Source organism: Halomonas sp. DP8Y7-3 (genome assembly GCF_019801675.1).
GTDB classification, from domain to species: domain Bacteria; phylum Pseudomonadota; class Gammaproteobacteria; order Pseudomonadales; family Halomonadaceae; genus Halomonas; species Halomonas litopenaei_A.
On sequence record NZ_JAHVIO010000019.1, the window covers coordinates 39,707 to 56,507 of the forward strand.

A 16,801-nucleotide genomic window follows, 5' to 3' on the forward strand; every position below is an offset into this window, starting at 1 on the left:
GCACGCATAGAGGTAGTCCGAGAGCGCGAGGGTGACCCACCCAGGCCATAGCAGGTATCATGTGTCCATCATTTTGCACGACAGCGACTCACGAATGGCGGACACCAGGATGGACGACGGTTTCGATGTCGGCGCTAGGTTGCGCCAACTACGTCAGGAAAAACAGTTATCTCAGCGCGAACTAGCGAAAAGAGCGGGCGTCACCAACAGTACTATCTCGCTTATCGAGCTGAATAATGTCAGCCCTTCGGTCAGCTCCCTTAAGAAGATACTTGACGCCTTACCGGTCTCCATCAGCGCCTTCTTCGCCGCCGACGAGCCCAATCATCCGAGCCCCTTCTATCGCGCTGCGGAGTTGACCGAGATCGGTGATCGCCACCTTTCATGGCGACTTGTCGCCGCCAGACGCCCCGACCGGCGCATGTCGGTATTGCACGAGCGCTATCCACCTGGTGCCGATACCGGCGAGGAAATGCTGGAGCATGATGGCGAAGAAGGCGGTGTCGTCATCGCCGGGGAGATCGAGATCACCGTCAACGGAGAGACGGGGCTGCTTGGCCCAGGAGATGCCTACTACTTTGACTCCCGCCTGCCCCACCGGTTTCGCAATCTGGGGCAGGAAGAATGCGTGATCGTCAGCGCCAATACCCCGCCCACCTTTTCAGATGGTGGCGAACAGATCCATCACTGAGAGCTTGGCTGTTCAGCCCTTGTCCGATCAGGACCGCAGGGACAATCTCACCGCTCACCGAGTGAGCGTCAAAGCAGTGGACGACGCCGCCAGGCTGCGGCGTCGTCCCGGCACTTCGGCTAGGCTTTGTCCGAAAAGTCGACGAGCGAAGGTTAGACAAGGCAAAAATCGGTGAGAAAGCGCAGTTTACGAGGTGTAAATGAGCATTTTGACCGGACTGGCGTACCAGCCGATTTTTAACGCCGTATCACCAAGCGCAGGCACTTTTCGTACAAGCCCTAGTCCTCTTCCCGAGCGCGCGGCAGTACCAAGTTCAGCGCGATGCCCACCAGGGCGGCAAGGCTGACGCCCTGCAGGGCAAACTGGCCTCCACCAAACTGCATGCCACCGATACCGAAGACCAGAATCAACGACACGACCACCAGGTTGCGCGGCGCCGTCAGCGGCTTGCCCGCGCGCACCAGGGTATTCATCCCGACTACCGCAATGGAACCGAACAGCAGCGTCATGATGCCCCCCATGACCGGCGCAGGTATGGTCTGGAGCACGGCTCCCAGCTTGGCCACGAAGGCCAGCAGGATGGCCACCAACGCCGCCGACACCATGAACATCGGATTGAACGCCCGGGTCAGGGTGACCGCCCCGGTTACCTCGGAGTAGGTGGTATTGGGCGGCCCACCAAACATGGCCGCAGAGATGGTGGCGAGGCCATCGCCCAGCAAGGTGCGATGAAGACCGGGCTTTTCCAGGTAGTTGCGGCGCGTGACCGAACCGATGGCAATCATGTCACCAATGTGCTCGACCGCAGGCGCAATGGCCACAGGGATCATGAACGCGATGGCCAACCAGTTGAAGCTAGGAGCGGTAAAGGATGGCAGCGCCAGCCAAGAGGCTTCGCGCACCGGAGTAAAGTCAACGACTCCCATCAACAGGGCCAGCAGGTAGCCCGTCACGATGCCACCCATGATCGGCACCAGGCGCAGCAGACCACGTCCGAACACTGCCAGAATCAAGGTAACCAGCAAGCTCGACATGGACAGAACCATGGCCTGAGCGTAGCCGATCCCTTCGCTGTTCTCACCGGTCGCCATATTGACCGCTACGGGCGCCAGAGCAAGGCCGATCACCATGATGACGGGCCCTACCACCACCGGCGGCAGCAACCGATGAAGCCAGCCGGTCCCCTTCAGACGCACCGCCTGCGAGATCACCACGTACACCAGGCCCGCCGCGATCAACCCGCCCAGAGTGGCTGACACCCCAAAGTGCGCAATCGAGCCCTGAATTGGCGCGATGAAGGCAAAGGAGGATGCCAGGAACACCGGCACCGTCATCCGCGTGGTGAAGTGAAACACCAGCGTACCGATACCGGCGGTGAACATAGCGACATTGGGATCAAGCCCGGTCAGCAGAGGCACCAGCACCAGGGCACCGAAGGCCACGAACAGCATCTGCGCGCCGACCAGCGCGAGTCTGGGCAATGAATCCGACGCCGTCGCTGAGGGTTCGGGTGGCTGAGTTGACGAAGAATGGGGGTCAGACATGAGGGGGCTCCGTGGTGAACAGGAAGTCTGTTGTGGGGCGAGAAGAGACTCATCGCGCCGACAGCCGATTCCAAACGCGGGCCATGTTACCAATCCCGGCGCCCCTTCAGGGCACAATTTTGCGCCAACCCCAGGTCGCCAACGCAGCAATCACGCAACCCTCCCCCTTTTTGCCAAGCGCTAGTCCCCCCTTTGGCTCCCCCTGATGGCTCCCCTTGATGGCTCACTCAGTGCTGCTGAAACTGCTCTGCAAGACAAAGCCCCCCATCCTGAGGATTGGGGGGCCGGCACACACCGCTATACCGGGATTACTCTCGGGTACCCGCGGACATCCAGTCTTCCATCATCTGGTCATAGGGCACCGTGGTGCCCTGGGGCATTTCATTGTCCAGCTTGGCCTTGGGCGAGCCAGGCTGGCTCAGCCACTGCTCGGGATCCTTGGGCTCATTGAGAATCGGCTCGTAGGTGGCAAACACCTTGGCCCGAGCCAGTCGCGCCATGATGTTATCTAGATCTGCCGCCAGATTATCGAGCGCCTCCTGGGCGGAAATATCGCCATTCACCGCCGGTGCCAAGTTCTGCCACCACAATGGCGCCATGCGCGGATAGTCCGGCACATTGGTTCCCGTTGGCGTCCACTTGGCTTCGTTGGGGCTGCGGTAGAACTCCACCAGCCCACCCAGCTTGGGCGCCATCTCGGTCATCTGCTCGGAGAAGATGTCCGACCGCCGAATCGGCGTCAGCCCCGCCATCAGCTTTTCCAGAGACACCGTCTTTGACACGCTGAATTGAGCGAACAACCAGGCAGCACTGCGACGGTCTTCAGGCGTCGAGTCGAAGAAGGTCCAGGCGCCAACATCCTGATAGCCCACCTTCATTCCTTCTTCCCAGTACGGACCCGTCGGTGATGGGGCCATCCGCCATTTGGGATTGCCCTGGTCATCGGTCACCGCCACGTCCGGGCTGACCATGTCGGCGGTAAAGGCGGTGTACCAGAACATCTGCTGCGCCACATTACCCTGGGCCGGCACGGGGCCCGCCTCACCAAAGGTCATGCCCTGTGCCTCGGGAGGAGCAAAGTCTCTGAGCCACTCGACCATCTTGGTGACGGCAAACACCGAAGCCGGGGAATTGGTGGCCCCGCCTCGGCTGACGCTGGCTCCCACCGGATGACTGTCCTCGTCTACGCGAATACCCCAGTCATCCACCGGGTTGCCGAACGGCACCCCAGGGCTGCCCATTCCGGCCATGGATAGCCAGGAGTCATGGAAACGCCAACCCAGCGAGGGATCTCGACGTCCATAATCCATATGGCCATAGACCTTTTGCCCGTCGATCTCGCCGATGTGCTCGCTGAAGAACTCAGCGATATCCTGGTACGCCGTCCAGTTGGTCGGCACGCCTAGCTCATAGCCGTAGAGATCACGGAACTGCTGTTGAAAGTCCTCTCTCTGGAACCAGTCGTAGCGGAACCAGTAAAGGTTCGCGAACTGCTGGTCCGGTAGCTGGTAAAGGCTGCCATCTGGCCCCGTGGTGTACTGAATCCCGATAAAGTCCTCCAGATCCAGGCTTGGCAGCGTCAGCTCCTTCCACTCGTTGGCCATGGCATCACTGAGATTGATGGTCGATCCGTAGCGAATGTGGGTGCCAATGGAATCGGAGTCATTGATATAGGCATCGTAGATATTGCGACCCGACTGCATCTGGGTCTGCATGTTCTGAACCACATCCCCCTCGCCGATGATGTTGTGGGTCACCTCTATCCCGGTCAGCTCGAGAAAGGCCGGCGTCAGCACGTCCCGCTCCCAGGTATGGGTGGTCAACCCTTCCGCCACCGTGTTGATTGCCATGCCACGAAAGGGCTCCGCGGCCTCGGCAAACCACTCCAGTTCGGCGATCCGCTGCTCCCGCGTCAAGGTGGAGTTTGCGAACACTTCATCGGCCAGCCGCTCGATCACTGCGGCACGATCTTCCTGGGCAATGGCGTCGCCTGCCAATAGCAGCAATCCGGCTACACCTACCCTGCTGAGCTTGCGTCTCACGTTCATGGTCACCTCATTGTTATCATTGATGAAGGCCAGCCTCGCTATCGTCGCCAGCCAATGGGTGCAGGCATCCTGTCGGTTACCCCCAGCGCAACAGCAGCACCATCCACACCACCGATAACGCCAATGCCAGCCACAGACCAAGGCTGGTAAAGCCGATAACGGCGAGGTGGATATACGCCGCCGACAGCATGCCGATAAAGAACCGGTCTCCCCGCGTTGTGCTGATCGGAAGAAAACCGCGGCGCTCGCGGCTGGGCGAGATCAGCTCCCAGGTGGTCATCAGCACCAGCAGCAGTGCGATCACGGAGAAGAACATCGCCGTAGGTAGGGTCCACACCATCCAGTCCATGTCGCGGCTCCTTAGGTGCGCCCCAGAGCAAAGCCCTTGGCGATATGATGACGGACGAAAAACACCACCACGATGCCCGGCACGATGGTCAGCACTCCCGCTGCCGCCAGGGTTCCCCAATCGATACCAGAGGCGGTGGAGGTTCTCGTCATGACAGACACGATGGGCTGGGCCTCCGTGGAGGTGAGGGTACGGGCCAGCAGCAGCTCGACCCAGGAAAACATGAACAGAAAGAACAGGGTCACGCCGATGCCTGAGCGAATCATCGGAATGAAGACCTGGACAAAGAACCGCGGAAAGCTATAGCCATCGATAAAGGCGGTCTCGTCAATTTCCTTGGGCACGCTGGACATGAAGCCCTCGAGAATCCAGACCGCCAACGGTATGTTGAACAGGCAATGGGCCAAGGCCACGGCGATGTGCGTATCGAACAGGCCGACCGTGTAGTAGAGCTGAAAGTAAGGCAGCAGGAAGACGGCAGGCGGCGCCATCATGTTGGTCAAAAGCCAGAAGAACAGGTGCTTGTCACCGATGAACCGATAGCGACTGAAGGCATAGGCGGCGGGCAAGGCCACCGCCATGCTGATGACCATGTTCATCACCACATAGGTCATGGAGTTGACGTAGCCCATGTACCAGCTGGGGTCGGTGAAGATCCGGGTGTAGTTGTCGAAGGTCAGCGCCTGAGGCCACAGGGTCAGCTCTCCCAGGATCTCGTTGTTGGTCTGCAGTGACATGTTGACCAACCAGTAGATGGGTAGCAGTACGAACACCAGATAGGCCAGCATCAACCCACCGCGTCGTATCCTGCGTCCGGCCGAGCGCTGGCGACGCCGACGCCTGGCCGCCTGCCGTGCGGCGTGCTCGTTCACCTGGTCAGGGCTGGATGGCAATGGCCTAGTCATGGCGCGGCCCTCCTTGGCGATCCTTCTGCAGATTCATGATGGCGGTATAGAACACCCAGCACACCAGCAGAATGATCAGGAAGTAGATCAACGAGAACGCCGCCGACGGCCCCACATCGAACTGGGCGGTGGCCATGATGGCGAGGGACTGACTGAGAAAGGTGGTGGCACTGCCCGGCCCACCGCCGGTCAGCACGAAGGGTTCCGCATAGATCATGAAGGAGTGCATGAACCGGAGCAGCACGCCGATCACCAGCACATTGGTCAACTTGGGCAATTGGATGTAGCGGAACACCGCCCAGCGTGACGCCCGGTCAATCCTGGCAGCCTGGTAGTAGGCCTCGGGAATCGCCTGCAGACCGCTGTAACACAGCAAGGCGATCAGCGATGTCCAATGCCACACATCCATCAGCACAATGGTGACCCAGGCATCCATCGGATTCGAGGTGATGTTATAGGGATACCCCAGCTGGCGCAGGCTGAAACCCATCAGACCGATATCCCCGCGGGTGAATATCTGCCAGATGCTGCCGACCACATTCCAGGGAATCAGCAGTGGCAATGTCACCAGCACCAGCACCAGCGACGCCCGCCAGCCCCGCTTGGGCATCAGCAACGCGATACCGACCCCCAGGGGCACTTGAATCACCAGAATGGTCAGCGAGAAGGCAAACTGTCGCCCCAGAGCCGCCTGCAAGGCGGGGTCATTGAGCATTTGCACGAACCATTCGGTTCCGGTGAAAAACCGCGTATTGGCGTCGAACACATCCTGTACGGAGTAATTGACCACGGTCATCAACGGCACAATGGCGGAGAATGCCACCAGCAACAGCATGGGCAGCACCAGCCACCAGGCCCGGTTATTCGGCACCTTGTTCATGACGCCACCTCCACCCGCCGTTCATCCACGTAGAGCCCCAACCAACGCTCGGGAAAGTGCAGGTGAATGCACGACGTCGCTGGGTCGAGGGCATCGTCGACCCGTACCTTGCAGGTCAGACTGCCCAGCACGGCAGTGACAATGCGGTAGGTACCAAGATCCTGAAGGTGAGAGACCGTGGCTGGCATGCCGCCGTCGTCCGCGGACACCACCTCGATGAATTCAGGCCGAATGCCGAGGGTCACGTTGTCGCTGCGGGACATGGCATCGCGCAGGGCGTTCATAAAGCCGGGCGACAGCGGCAGCGGCTGCCCACCCACGAGTGCCCCATCGGCGTCGAGCTGTGGCGTGAAGAAGTTCATGCCGGGACTACCGATAAAGTAGCCGACAAAGGTATGTGCGGGGGCTTCGAAGAGTTCCCGCGGCGTCCCGAATTGCACGATGCTGCCTTGGTACATCACCGCGATCTTGTCGGCAAAGGTGGAGGCCTCCAGCTGATCATGGGTCACGTAGATCATCGTGACCGCAAAGCGCTGATGAATCTCCTTGAGCTTGCGACGCAGCTTCCATTTCAGCTGGGGATCGATCACCGTCAATGGCTCATCAAACAGAATCGCCGCAACATCGTCGCGCACCAGGCCCCGCCCCATCGACACTTTCTGCTTTTCATCGGCCGTCAGATTGCGTGCCTTGCGCGGCAGTTGCGCGGTCAGGTCGAGAATGTCCGCCACCTCCTCGACCCGCTCTCTGACACGCTCCTCGGAAGTGCCGACGTTACGCAGAGGAAAGGCCAGGTTGTCGAACACGGTCATGGTGTCGTAGACCACCGGAAACTGGAACACCTGGGCAATGTTGCGCTCTTCCGGCGGCAGCTCATTGACCTGAACACCATCGAACAGCACCTCGCCCTGGGACGGCACCAGTAGACCGGAGATAATATTCAGCAGCGTCGACTTGCCGCAGCCAGACGGCCCAAGCAGCGCGTAGGCGCCTCCCTGTTCCCAGGTATGCGTCATGCGCTCGATCGCAAAGTCAGCCGGACCGGACGGCTGCTGCAGATAGCTGTGCGCCAGTTGCTCAAGACGTATCTCTGCCATCTAGCGCTCCTCCCGATGGATTGCACTCGCGGGGGCGTGTTCGGCTCTGCGTGACATACTGGCCCCCACCTCAGCAGGCACGGCCACCGTCCTGCCCTGCATGTCGAACACGTACAGTCGATGCACCGGCACATATAGCCGCAGCGGAGCGTCTACCTGAAAGCCGTGCACACCCTCCAGATGGGCCACCAGCGACATGCGAGCGTTGCCCACATGGAGAAACGTCTCGGAGCCGCTGATCTCGGCCAGCTCGACGCAGACATCCAAGGCCAGATCATCGTCGGATTGCGGCGCAATCGCCAGGTGGGCAGGACGTACCCCAAAGTGGTAGCGCCCCTCTTCGAGCCGCGACATGCCGGCGTCAACGGCGAAAGCGGGCTCGCCATCAAAACTGACGTGGCCGTCCCGGATCTCGCCTTCGAGCACATTCATGGGGGGTTCGGAGAACATGTCCGCAGCGGTCAGCGACACCGGCTCACGGTACACCGTCGCGGCAGGCCCATGCTGGACCAGGCGACCTTCATGCAGAATGGCGGTGTCGCCACCCAGCGCGAGTGCCTCTGCGGGCTCCGTGGTGGCATAGACAGCGATGCAGTCCCGTCGGGCGAACAGCTCACGCAGCTCTTCCCGAAACTCTTCCCGCAGCTTGTAGTCCAGATTGACCAGAGGCTCATCGAACAACACCAGCTCAGCGTCCTTGACCAGCGCCCGTGCCATCGCGGTGCGCTGCTGCTGCCCGCCAGACAGCTCCAGCGGCTGACGATCCAGCAGTCCCTCGATATGCAGCAGCTCAGCCACCTCCTGCACCCGGCGCCGAAGTTCTGCCTTGGGAACCCGTGCCAGCTTGAGCGGAGATGCAATGTTGTCGAAGACACTCTGGTGGGGGTAGTTGATGAACTGCTGATAGACCATGGCCACATTGCGTTGGCGCACGCCCTTTCCTGTCACGTCTTCACCGTTGATCAGGATACGTCCTCGGCTGGGTTGATCCAGCCCAGCCATCAAGCGCATCAGGCTCGTCTTTCCCGCCAGGGTTCGCCCCAGCAGAACATTGAACGAGCCTGGCGCCAGCGTCAGACTAACGTCGTCAATGTGGGTCTCGTTTGCCACCCTGCGGGTGACACCGTCGAGGATCAGGGTCATGGGCCGTCTCATTCCACCGAACATCGCCCTCCTTCGAAGGCGTCATCTGTACGGTAGTAGAGATTGTCGAAGGCACCCCGGTGTTTTTAAACGAAACCCCTCAATCACCCCGACACATCACCAACAATCCATCACAACACATTGAAATAAAACGTCTTTCACCAATTCATCAACTTTTGTCTAATGCAGAACACTTCTGCGCAGCATCCTCTCGTGCGCAGGCAATGTTGTTTTAGTGAAAAAAAACGCGCCCAATGTTCGTAAAAGAACATTGGGCGCATGTCTCGACAGCCAGTCTGATCAACTCGCCGGGGCGACGGCCGTGACCGACCGCATCATGACCCCGCAGGCGTGGCTGGTCTCAACGAGTACCAAAGATCTTGTCGCCGGCATCGCCGAGACCGGGAACGATATAGCCGTTCTCGTCCAGGCGCTCATCCACGGATGCGGTATAAATCTCGATATCCGGATACGCCTCCTGCACGCGGCGAATGCCCTCCGGCGCCGCGACCAGCACGATCACACGCATCAGCTGACAGCCGCGTTCACGCAGCATGTCGAGCGTGGCGACCATGGAGCCACCGGTAGCCAGCATCGGGTCGATGACTACCGCCATGCGCTCATCGAGGTCGTTGGTAAACTTCGAGAAATAGGGAACAGGCTCCAGCGTTTCCTCATCACGGTACAGGCCAACGACGCTGACCCGCGCACTGGGAATCAGGTCGGTCACGCCCTCCAGCATGCCCAGACCGGCACGCAGGATCGGGACGATCGTCACCTTCTTGCCCTTGAGCTGCTTGACGGTAATGGTGTTGCCACTCCAGCCGTCGATGGCGTGATCTTCCAGCTCCAGATCCTGAGTCGCCTCGTAGGTGAGCAGTTTGGCCACCTCGCCAGCCAGCTCACGGAAGCTCTTGGTGCTGATACCGGCTTCACGCATCAAACCGAGTTTGTGCTGGACCAGGGGGTGATCGATGGCATGGACGCTCATGACGAGTCCTCTTAGATGACGGAGAGGGTGGGACTAGGACGACCTTCGTCGCATGGACGCGGGCGACAAATTGCGCGCCATTCTACCCGTATCCTGCTCTCAGGTTAACCCGCTGCGAACAATCGCCGCTGAGCCTTGCCACCGACGCCTGCACGGCCCGGTGGCGAGGCAGCCCGCTAGGGGCTAGACGGCAACTGCCAGTCGATCGGCCCACGCCCCTGCTCTTGGAGAAACGCATTCGCCCGCGAGAAGTGGTGGTTACCGAAGAAGCCTCGATGGGCGGACAGCGGCGAGGGGTGCGGCGACTCCAGCACCAGGTGACGCTGGCGATCCACCAGCGCTTTCTTCTGGCGCGCGTGGGAGCCCCACAACAGGAACACGCAGGGCCCTGCTTCGGCGCTCACGGTCTGGATAGCGCGATCGGTAAACGTCTCCCAGCCCTTGCCGCGGTGGGAGCCGGCATTGCCCTCTTCCACCGTCAATGAGGTGTTCAACAGCAGTACGCCCTGCCTCGCCCAGGCCTCGAGATGCCCGTGGGACACAGGCTCCACACCCAGGTCCTGGGCCAGTTCCTTGTAGACATTGACCAGGGAAGGCGGCGGCTTGATGCCGGCACGTACCGAAAAGCACAGGCCGTGGGCCTGACCAGGACCGTGGTAGGGGTCCTGGCCGAGAATGACGACCCTGACGTCTTCGAGCGGGGTCAGTTCAAAGGCGCGAAACCAATCCGACGAATGCGGATAGATCACCTTGCGCGCAGCCTTCTCGTCAGCCAGGAAGGCCTTCAACTGCTGCATGTAAGGCGCGTCGAACTCTGCTCCCAGGTGACGCTGCCACGCTCCCGACAACACCTGCCCCATGGCCATCACCGACGCTGGTCGGCCAGGGGCTCCACATAGGCCACACCCATGTCCCAGGGGAACTGGATCCAGCAGTCCTGAGCCACCTCCGTCAGGTACTGATCCACCAGGGGGCGCCCTTCAGGCTTGGCATAGATCGTCACAAAATGCGCCTTGGGCAGCATCTCGCGGACGGCCTTGGCGGTCTTGCCGGTATCGACCAGGTCGTCGACAAGCAGCCAACCTTCGCCGTCGTGATCGACGCCCTTGAGCACCTCGAGGCCCTCTTGCTCCATGTGGTCGTAGCTCTTGATACAGACCGTATCGATCAAGCGCACATTGAGTTCACGGGCGATCAAGGCGGCCGGAATCAGTCCGCCCCGAGTGATAGCGATGATGCCCTTGGTGTCGCGCTCGATCAGCCGATGACACAGCTCGCGCACATCGCGATGCAGCTGGTCCCAGGAGACGACAAAATGACGGTGATAACGATGGCTACTCATGGATCATTCGTCCTCAGTGAACGAGCAAACGGCAAATACGCTGTGACCTGCATCACGAATCTTCTGCGAACCACCCAGGTCGGGCAGGTCCACGATAGCAGAGGTCTCCACCACCTGGCCGCCACTGCGACTGATCAATTCAGCTGCCGCCAGCATGGTGCCTCCGGTAGCGATCAGATCATCGACGACCAGGATACGATCACCATTGCGGAAGGCATCGGAGTGCAGCTCAACCTCAGCCGTGCCGTACTCGAGCGTATAGGTCTGGCTGATGGTGCGAAACGGCAGTTTGCCCTTCTTGCGCACCGGCACAAAGCTGCAGCCCAGCTCGTAAGCGACGGGCGCGCCGACGATAAAACCGCGAGCGTCGATCGCCGCAATCGCGTCCAGATCCATCTCCTGATAGCGGTGCACAAAGCTATCGATGAGCTTGCGGAAGGCGGCACTATTCTGCAAAAGCGGGGTGATGTCACGAAAATTGACGCCCGGCTGTGGCCAGTCGGGAACGGTGCGAATGACAGACTTGATGTAGTCGCCGTAAATGCTCATGGCGGTTCTCGCTAGAAATCGGGTACGAAGGAAATGACAACATCGGGTAGCCCTGCTGACAAGGCTACCCGTCAGATTGACCGCTGAACGGTCCGTCACGCCACCCGCCGCCATTTGCGTCAAAGCCGGCGGCGGAGAGAGGCGGAGGAGCGCCGGTCAATCGAGGAAAATCATCTTGATGGCAAACAGTACGCCCAGGATGACCACGGCAACATTCAGGTCCTTGAAGCGACCTGACAGGGCCTTGATGGCGACATAGCTGACAAAGCCAAAGGCAATACCCTCGGCAATCGAGAAGGTCAACGGCATGGCCAGAGCGGCGATCAGTACCGGGGCCGCCTCGGTGGCATCATCCCAGTCGGCGTGAGCCAGACTGCCCGCCATCAGGGAGGCCACGTACAGCAGCGCCCCCGCCGTGGCGTAGGCAGGTATGGAGCCCGCCAGCGGCGCAAAGAACAGGCTGAGCAGGAACAGTACGGCCACTACCACGGCCGTCAGGCCAGTCCGCCCGCCGGCAGCGATACCTGCCGTGCTTTCGACGTAGCTGGTAGTGGTCGAGGTGCCCAGCGCCGCACCTGCCATGGAGGCAGTAGAGTCGGCCATCAGCGCGCGCCCCAGACGAGGCAGCTTGCCATCCTTGTCCAGCAGTCCACCGCGATGAGCCACACCGACCAGCGTGCCGGAGGTATCGAACAAGTCAACAAACAGGAAGGCAAAGACCACGCTGATCATCGCCACGTTGAACGCGCCAGCGAGGTCCATCGACATCAAGGTCGGTGCAATGGAAGGCGGCATCGACACCACACCGCTGAATTCATTGTGTCCAAGCAGCATGGCAACCAGCGTCACGCCGAGAATGCCGATCATCACCGCCCCGGTGACCCGCAGGTGAGCAAGCGCGGTGATAACGAAGAAACCGGCAAGGGCGTAAAGCGGCGCAGGTTCGGAAAGGTCACCGACTGACACCAGAGTGGCCGGGTTATCCACGATGATGCCAGCATTTTTCATGGCCACCATGGCAAGAAACAGGCCGATGCCGGCAGCAATCCCGAGCCTCAATGTGATCGGAATGGAATTGATGATCCATTCGCGAATGCGGAAGATACTGAGCAGAAAGAAGGTAACGCCCGACAGGAACACCGCACCCAGTGCCGCCTCCCAGGTATAGCCCATCCCGAGCACGACGCCGTAGGTGAAGAAGGCATTGAGGCCCATACCCGGCGCCAGGGCGATGGGGTAATTGGCCCACAGCCCCATGATCAGACAGCCCACCGCCGCGGCCACACAGGTAGCCACGAAGACCGCCCCGTAGTCCATGCCCGCTTCGGACAGGATGCTTGGGTTGACGAAGATGATGTACGCCATGGTCAGGAAGGTCGTGATCCCGGCGATGACCTCTGTCTTCACGGTAGTACGGTGTTCGCTGAGCTTGAAGAAGCGATCGAGGGGACTCTTGCCCTGGTTCGATTCAGGCTGGGGATTGGACATGCGCTAGGTCCTGCACGTGGAGTCAATGAGGGGGTGTCCAGGACGAGAGTCACCGACCGTGCCCCGCCACCCGGTGGCTAGAGACACCATATAGCAGGCCGCCGGGGGACGCACGACGATACTGCACAATGAAGCCAACGCTTGACCGCGTCTGCCACCGAACAGATCGGTGCCAAAACGCACATCGGGCGCGATGCAACAGCACCTGCGCCCGACGGTGGCGACTCTCGAAAGCGCGCTACTCTACCAGAATCGGGTAGGCTTCGGTATAGATCCAGTCCTTGTCCTTTGCCGGGACATGGCAGCCCAGGCAGTCGGTCTGGTAGTCCGCCGACACATTGGTCGCCGGGTCGTCAGTCATGAACAAGGCCCAGCCCCAGCCGTCCCCCCAACTGCCATTGCTGTCGGCAAAGCGGTTGGTTGCGTCCTTGACCATCACAAACCACTGCTTGATGGTGTCGTTCTCGTAGCTCACACCGGCGCCAGTGGTGTAGTCACCGGTGCTATGGGCGCGCAGCTCCTTCACCAGCACGGCACCGTCGGGGAACACGCCGTTTTCCCGATAGGCAGCAATGCTCTCGGGCTCGGTATAGACGTTGTGGAAGCCGCTCGCATCCCCCTCTGGCACAAACCAGGAGCCCAGGTGGGCCATCTCGGTGCGGAAATTATCGGGCAGGTGAATGGTGCCGTCGTCGTCTACCCAGGGCGATAGATCACTTTCGGCGGTCGCCATCGTGGCAAACCCGCACGCTAGGATGCACGCCCCTGCCGCCAATGCCTTGGCTGTCATTTTCATGGTCGTCCTCACTGATCACGGTCGGTGCAAAATCGGAATGTGGCATCCGATTAAGTTAGCACCGCCTCAAGCGAGGAAGGCCCTCGTCTCCTCTGCTACGGGCGCTACGGCACAGCGAGCAAGACGATCTCCGACGTCCACAGCGAACAAGGCCACCACCCCTGATTCAGGCGCCGCCTTTCGCCGCCAACACTCGCTCAACGGTCTCGACAATCGCCTGGGTCTGGGGGTCCACCTCGATATTGACCCTGTCTCCGGGTCGACGATCCGCCAGCGTCGTGCGGGCCAGCGTTTCCGGAATCAGGTCGACGCAGAACGCACCGCCACGGGTTTCCTGACGCAGTGCACCGATGGTCAGACTGATGCCATCGACACCGATATAGCCCTTGGTGAAGACAAACCTGTCCAGCCCCTCCGGCAACAGAAACCAAAGGCGCCGATTATTGGGCGCCTCGTCCAGCTCCACCAGCTCCGCCTGCGCCATGACATGCCCTGACATGGCGTGCCCGCCGATCTCATCGCCAAAACGCGCCGCACGCTCGATGTTGACGCGGTCGCCAATGGATACCGCGCCTAGATTGGTCACCCTGAGGGTCTCGCGCATCAGGTCGAAACTGACCCGATCGCCGTCCACCGCAGTCACCGTCAGACACACCCCGTTGTGGGCCACCGACGCGCCCAGTGCCAGACCTTCCAGCAAGTGCTCCGGCAGGCGCACGACATGGGTGCGAAACGCCTCAGCTTCGATCATGTCGACCACTTCAGCGGTGCCTTGCACAATCCCGGTAAACATCCTCATCTCCTCGCCAGCGAAAAGGCCTCAGCCTTCGATCGGGCCAGTCTATGGATCTCCGCCCTAAAGTTCCATGCAAGCGACGGCCCCGCCCCACGAAAGGCGATGATCAAGCGCCACCCTTGTGGCCTTCCTGGGTCTTCTGCCGGTATTCCCCGTGGGTGGATAAGTGGGCGGGTGAGTCGGCGGTAGACGAACCTCCATCTTGACGCCCCCATCCACGTCGACAAGTGATTGACAGGACTCAGCAAGCCCCCTATTCTTGCCGGCTACATTTTTAGGCGCCGATTTGTACCCGGATTGCGGGCGCCCGTGCCATGACACTCACAAGGTGTCAGCGCATGAAGTGCAGCTAAAAGGGTGTGTCCAGCGTTGATGGCCACCCGCCAGGGTGGCCTTTTTTTTGGACACCCCTTGCTCTTGCCTGCCCTCTGCCTGACCTGCCCATGGTCCTGCCCGCCCCCGGTCACTCGGTGCCCACCCGGTGGCTGACATGATACGACTGACCAACCTCTCAAAGACCTTCGGCACCGGACCACGCGCGGTCCAGGCGCTGAAAAACGTCAACCTGCATGTGCCTCGCGGACAGATTCACGGCGTCATCGGCCTGTCGGGCGCTGGCAAGTCCACCCTGATTCGTTGCGTCAACCTGCTGGAGCGCCCTACCACGGGCACCGTGGAAGTCGACGGCCAGGAACTGACCGGGCTCGCGGGGCCGGCCCTCAATCAGGCCCGCCATCGCATCGGCATGATCTTCCAGCATTTCAACCTGCTGACGTCGCGCACCGTGTTCGACAACGTGGCGCTGCCGCTTGAGCTGATGGGCGTCAAGGGAGCGGAGATCAAGGAACGTGTCACGCCTCTGCTCGAGCTGGTTGGCCTGGCGGACAAGGCCAAGCAGTATCCCGCCCAGCTGTCCGGCGGCCAGAAGCAGCGCGTCGCGATTGCCCGGGCCCTGGCCAGCCGGCCACAAGTGCTGCTGTGCGATGAAGCCACCTCAGCGCTGGATCCGCAGACCACCGCCTCCATTCTGGAACTGCTTCAGGACATCAACCAGAAGCTCGGACTGACCATCCTGCTGATTACCCATGAGATGGAGGTGGTCAAGACCATCTGCCACCGAGTCGGCCTGATTTCCGGCGGCGAGCTGGTCGAGGAGGCCGATGTGGGTGACTTCTTCACCTCGCCACGCACGGCCCTTGGCCGCCACTTCCTCAATGACTTTCTCGAGCTGGAGCCGCCACGGGAGCTGATCGACCGACTCGAACCCCAGGCGGGCGAGCACACTCACCCGGTGGTACGCCTGGCCTTCTCCGGCGATGCAGTATCAACGCCATTGATCTCGCGCCTGGCCCGGGAGTGTGGAGTCGACGTCAGCATTCTGCAGGCCAAGGTCGAGTCCATCCAGGAACGCACCCTCGGCCTGATGATCGCCGAACTGATGGGAGGCGCCGACGACACTCGCCGCGCCCTCGACTATCTGCAAGCCCATGACCTGACAGTGGAGGTGCTCGGCCATGTCCAGCGCGATGTTTAATCTGATTCTCGAAGCCACTCTGGACACGCTGTACATGGTGGCGGTCTCGGGCATTCTCTCCGCCCTGGTCGGCATCCCGCTGGGCGTCCTGCTGTACGTGACTCGGCCTGGCCAGATCCTGGCACAGCCGGTCCTTCAGTCGGTGCTCGGCATCGTGACCAATATCGGGCGCTCGATCCCCTTTATCATCCTGATGGTGGCCATCATTCCGTTCACTCGCATGCTGGTCGGCTCCTCCATTGGCACCAATGCCGCGGCCGTCCCCCTGACCATCGCGGCTATTCCCTTTATTGCACGTCTGGTGGAGGGAGCACTGAACGAAATCTCTCCCGGCCTGGTGGAAGCCGCGCAGTCCATGGGCGCCACGCCCTGGCAAATCATTTCAAAAGTGCTTCTACCAGAAGCACGTGGCGGCATCTTTACCGCATTGACGGTCACCGCCGTCACCCTGGTCAGTTACTCCGCCATGGCCGGAGCCGTTGGCGGCGGCGGATTAGGCGACCTGGGCATCCGCTATGGCTACAATCGCTTCAATCCAACGATCATGCTGATCACCGTCGCTATTCTGGTCGTCATGGTGCAAGTCTTTCAGAGCCTGGGCGACTATCTGGTGCGCAAGAGCAACCATAAATGACCCTCAGCAACATA

The 16,801-nt window shown here is 60.8% G+C and carries 17 protein-coding genes; 3 read left to right on the top strand and 14 right to left on the bottom strand.

Annotated elements, in window-relative coordinates; all coding sequences use genetic code 11:
* The first annotated feature begins 109 nt into the window (after positions 1–109).
* Complete coding sequence (locus KUV86_RS17825) at positions 110–691, top strand: cupin domain-containing protein (protein ID WP_206944764.1); 582 nt, start codon at positions 110–112, stop codon at positions 689–691.
* 278 nt (positions 692–969) lie between these two features.
* On the opposite strand, the gene KUV86_RS17830 is transcribed toward KUV86_RS17825, so the two are convergent.
* The 14 genes from KUV86_RS17830 to KUV86_RS17895 all read right to left on the bottom strand — a co-directional run bounded on the left by KUV86_RS17830 (position 970) and on the right by KUV86_RS17895 (position 14,616).
* A complete protein-coding gene (locus tag KUV86_RS17830; protein ID WP_222485987.1) occupies positions 970–2,235 on the bottom strand; it encodes a uracil-xanthine permease family protein in 1,266 nt (421 codons plus the stop codon).
* 308 nt (positions 2,236–2,543) lie between these two features.
* Positions 2,544–4,283, bottom strand: a complete 1,740-nt coding sequence (locus KUV86_RS17835; protein ID WP_222485989.1) for an ABC transporter substrate-binding protein — start codon at positions 4,281–4,283, stop codon at positions 2,544–2,546.
* Between the two features lie 76 nt (positions 4,284–4,359).
* On the bottom strand, positions 4,360–4,632 hold the full coding sequence (locus tag KUV86_RS17840; RefSeq protein ID WP_206944573.1) for a DUF2160 domain-containing protein: 273 nt from the start codon (positions 4,630–4,632) through the stop codon (positions 4,360–4,362).
* Positions 4,633–4,643: 11 nt separating this feature from the next.
* Positions 4,644–5,420 (bottom strand): carbohydrate ABC transporter permease, encoded by a 777-nt coding sequence (locus tag KUV86_RS17845; RefSeq protein ID WP_409996351.1) that lies wholly within the window; start codon positions 5,418–5,420, stop codon positions 4,644–4,646.
* A 109-nt stretch (positions 5,421–5,529) separates the two neighbouring features.
* A complete protein-coding gene (locus tag KUV86_RS17850) occupies positions 5,530–6,417 on the bottom strand; it encodes a carbohydrate ABC transporter permease (protein WP_222485993.1) in 888 nt (295 codons plus the stop codon).
* Positions 6,414–7,514: an ABC transporter ATP-binding protein gene (locus tag KUV86_RS17855; protein ID WP_222485995.1), complete on the bottom strand. Its 1,101-nt coding sequence runs from the start codon at positions 7,512–7,514 to the stop codon at positions 6,414–6,416. The genes KUV86_RS17850 and KUV86_RS17855 overlap by 4 nt, the downstream gene beginning before the upstream one ends.
* Positions 7,515–8,657, bottom strand: a complete 1,143-nt coding sequence (locus KUV86_RS17860) for an ABC transporter ATP-binding protein (RefSeq protein WP_222485997.1) — start codon at positions 8,655–8,657, stop codon at positions 7,515–7,517. It lies immediately after the preceding gene.
* 361 nt (positions 8,658–9,018) lie between these two features.
* Positions 9,019–9,648, bottom strand: coding sequence for a uracil phosphoribosyltransferase (gene upp, locus KUV86_RS17865; protein WP_206944580.1), 630 nt, complete (start codon positions 9,646–9,648; stop codon positions 9,019–9,021).
* 176 nt (positions 9,649–9,824) lie between these two features.
* Positions 9,825–10,508, bottom strand: coding sequence for a uracil-DNA glycosylase (gene ung, locus KUV86_RS17870; RefSeq protein ID WP_222485999.1), 684 nt, complete (start codon positions 10,506–10,508; stop codon positions 9,825–9,827).
* Positions 10,509–10,513: 5 nt separating this feature from the next.
* Entirely contained in the window at positions 10,514–10,990 is a 477-nt protein-coding gene (gpt, locus tag KUV86_RS17875) for a xanthine phosphoribosyltransferase (RefSeq protein WP_206944584.1), read from the bottom strand.
* Positions 10,991–10,993: 3 nt separating this feature from the next.
* Complete coding sequence (locus KUV86_RS17880) at positions 10,994–11,539, bottom strand: adenine phosphoribosyltransferase (protein ID WP_206944586.1); 546 nt, start codon at positions 11,537–11,539, stop codon at positions 10,994–10,996.
* Positions 11,540–11,695: 156 nt separating this feature from the next.
* Positions 11,696–13,027, bottom strand: a complete 1,332-nt coding sequence (locus KUV86_RS17885) for an NCS2 family permease (protein WP_206944588.1) — start codon at positions 13,025–13,027, stop codon at positions 11,696–11,698.
* A gap of 238 nt (positions 13,028–13,265) precedes the next feature.
* Entirely contained in the window at positions 13,266–13,760 is a 495-nt protein-coding gene (locus KUV86_RS17890) for a cytochrome P460 family protein (RefSeq protein ID WP_261389663.1), read from the bottom strand.
* A gap of 229 nt (positions 13,761–13,989) precedes the next feature.
* Positions 13,990–14,616 carry a riboflavin synthase subunit alpha gene (locus KUV86_RS17895; RefSeq protein ID WP_222163335.1) on the bottom strand — a complete coding sequence of 209 codons (627 nt, stop codon included), beginning with the start codon at positions 14,614–14,616 and terminating at the stop codon, positions 13,990–13,992.
* Positions 14,617–15,109: 493 nt separating this feature from the next.
* Here KUV86_RS17895 and KUV86_RS17900 point away from each other — a divergent pair, with 493 nt between their 5' ends.
* Both KUV86_RS17900 and KUV86_RS17905 read left to right on the top strand, forming a co-directional pair.
* Positions 15,110–16,153, top strand: coding sequence for a methionine ABC transporter ATP-binding protein (locus KUV86_RS17900; protein WP_222163336.1), 1,044 nt, complete (start codon positions 15,110–15,112; stop codon positions 16,151–16,153).
* Entirely contained in the window at positions 16,134–16,787 is a 654-nt protein-coding gene (locus tag KUV86_RS17905; RefSeq protein WP_206944596.1) for a methionine ABC transporter permease, read from the top strand. Before KUV86_RS17900 ends, KUV86_RS17905 begins: the two co-directional genes overlap by 20 nt.
* Positions 16,788–16,801 lie beyond the last annotated feature (14 nt).

Excerpts from the sequence above, each read along its gene's own strand:
- KUV86_RS17895 (WP_222163335.1), bottom strand. The coding sequence starts at position 14,616 with ATGTTTACCGGGATTGTGCAAGGCACCGCTGAAGTGGTCGACATGATC.
- KUV86_RS17855 (WP_222485995.1), bottom strand. The coding sequence starts at position 7,514 with ATGGCAGAGATACGTCTTGAGCAACTGGCGCACAGCTATCTGCAGCAG.
- upp (WP_206944580.1), bottom strand. The coding sequence starts at position 9,648 with ATGAGCGTCCATGCCATCGATCACCCCCTGGTCCAGCACAAACTCGGT.
- KUV86_RS17845 (WP_409996351.1), bottom strand. The coding sequence starts at position 5,420 with ATGCTGGCCTATCTGGTGTTCGTACTGCTACCCATCTACTGGTTGGTC.
- KUV86_RS17900 (WP_222163336.1), top strand. The coding sequence starts at position 15,110 with ATGATACGACTGACCAACCTCTCAAAGACCTTCGGCACCGGACCACGC.
- KUV86_RS17905 (WP_206944596.1), top strand. The coding sequence starts at position 16,134 with ATGTCCAGCGCGATGTTTAATCTGATTCTCGAAGCCACTCTGGACACG.
- KUV86_RS17825 (WP_206944764.1), top strand. The coding sequence starts at position 110 with ATGGACGACGGTTTCGATGTCGGCGCTAGGTTGCGCCAACTACGTCAG.
- KUV86_RS17830 (WP_222485987.1), bottom strand. The coding sequence starts at position 2,235 with ATGTCTGACCCCCATTCTTCGTCAACTCAGCCACCCGAACCCTCAGCG.
- KUV86_RS17885 (WP_206944588.1), bottom strand. The coding sequence starts at position 13,027 with ATGTCCAATCCCCAGCCTGAATCGAACCAGGGCAAGAGTCCCCTCGAT.
- KUV86_RS17850 (WP_222485993.1), bottom strand. The coding sequence starts at position 6,417 with ATGAACAAGGTGCCGAATAACCGGGCCTGGTGGCTGGTGCTGCCCATG.
- KUV86_RS17890 (WP_261389663.1), bottom strand. The coding sequence starts at position 13,760 with ATGGCGACCGCCGAAAGTGATCTATCGCCCTGGGTAGACGACGACGGC.
- gpt (WP_206944584.1), bottom strand. The coding sequence starts at position 10,990 with ATGAGTAGCCATCGTTATCACCGTCATTTTGTCGTCTCCTGGGACCAG.
- KUV86_RS17860 (WP_222485997.1), bottom strand. The coding sequence starts at position 8,657 with ATGACCCTGATCCTCGACGGTGTCACCCGCAGGGTGGCAAACGAGACC.
- KUV86_RS17840 (WP_206944573.1), bottom strand. The coding sequence starts at position 4,632 with ATGGACTGGATGGTGTGGACCCTACCTACGGCGATGTTCTTCTCCGTG.
- KUV86_RS17835 (WP_222485989.1), bottom strand. The coding sequence starts at position 4,283 with ATGAACGTGAGACGCAAGCTCAGCAGGGTAGGTGTAGCCGGATTGCTG.
- ung (WP_222485999.1), bottom strand. The coding sequence starts at position 10,508 with ATGGGGCAGGTGTTGTCGGGAGCGTGGCAGCGTCACCTGGGAGCAGAG.
- KUV86_RS17880 (WP_206944586.1), bottom strand. The coding sequence starts at position 11,539 with ATGAGCATTTACGGCGACTACATCAAGTCTGTCATTCGCACCGTTCCC.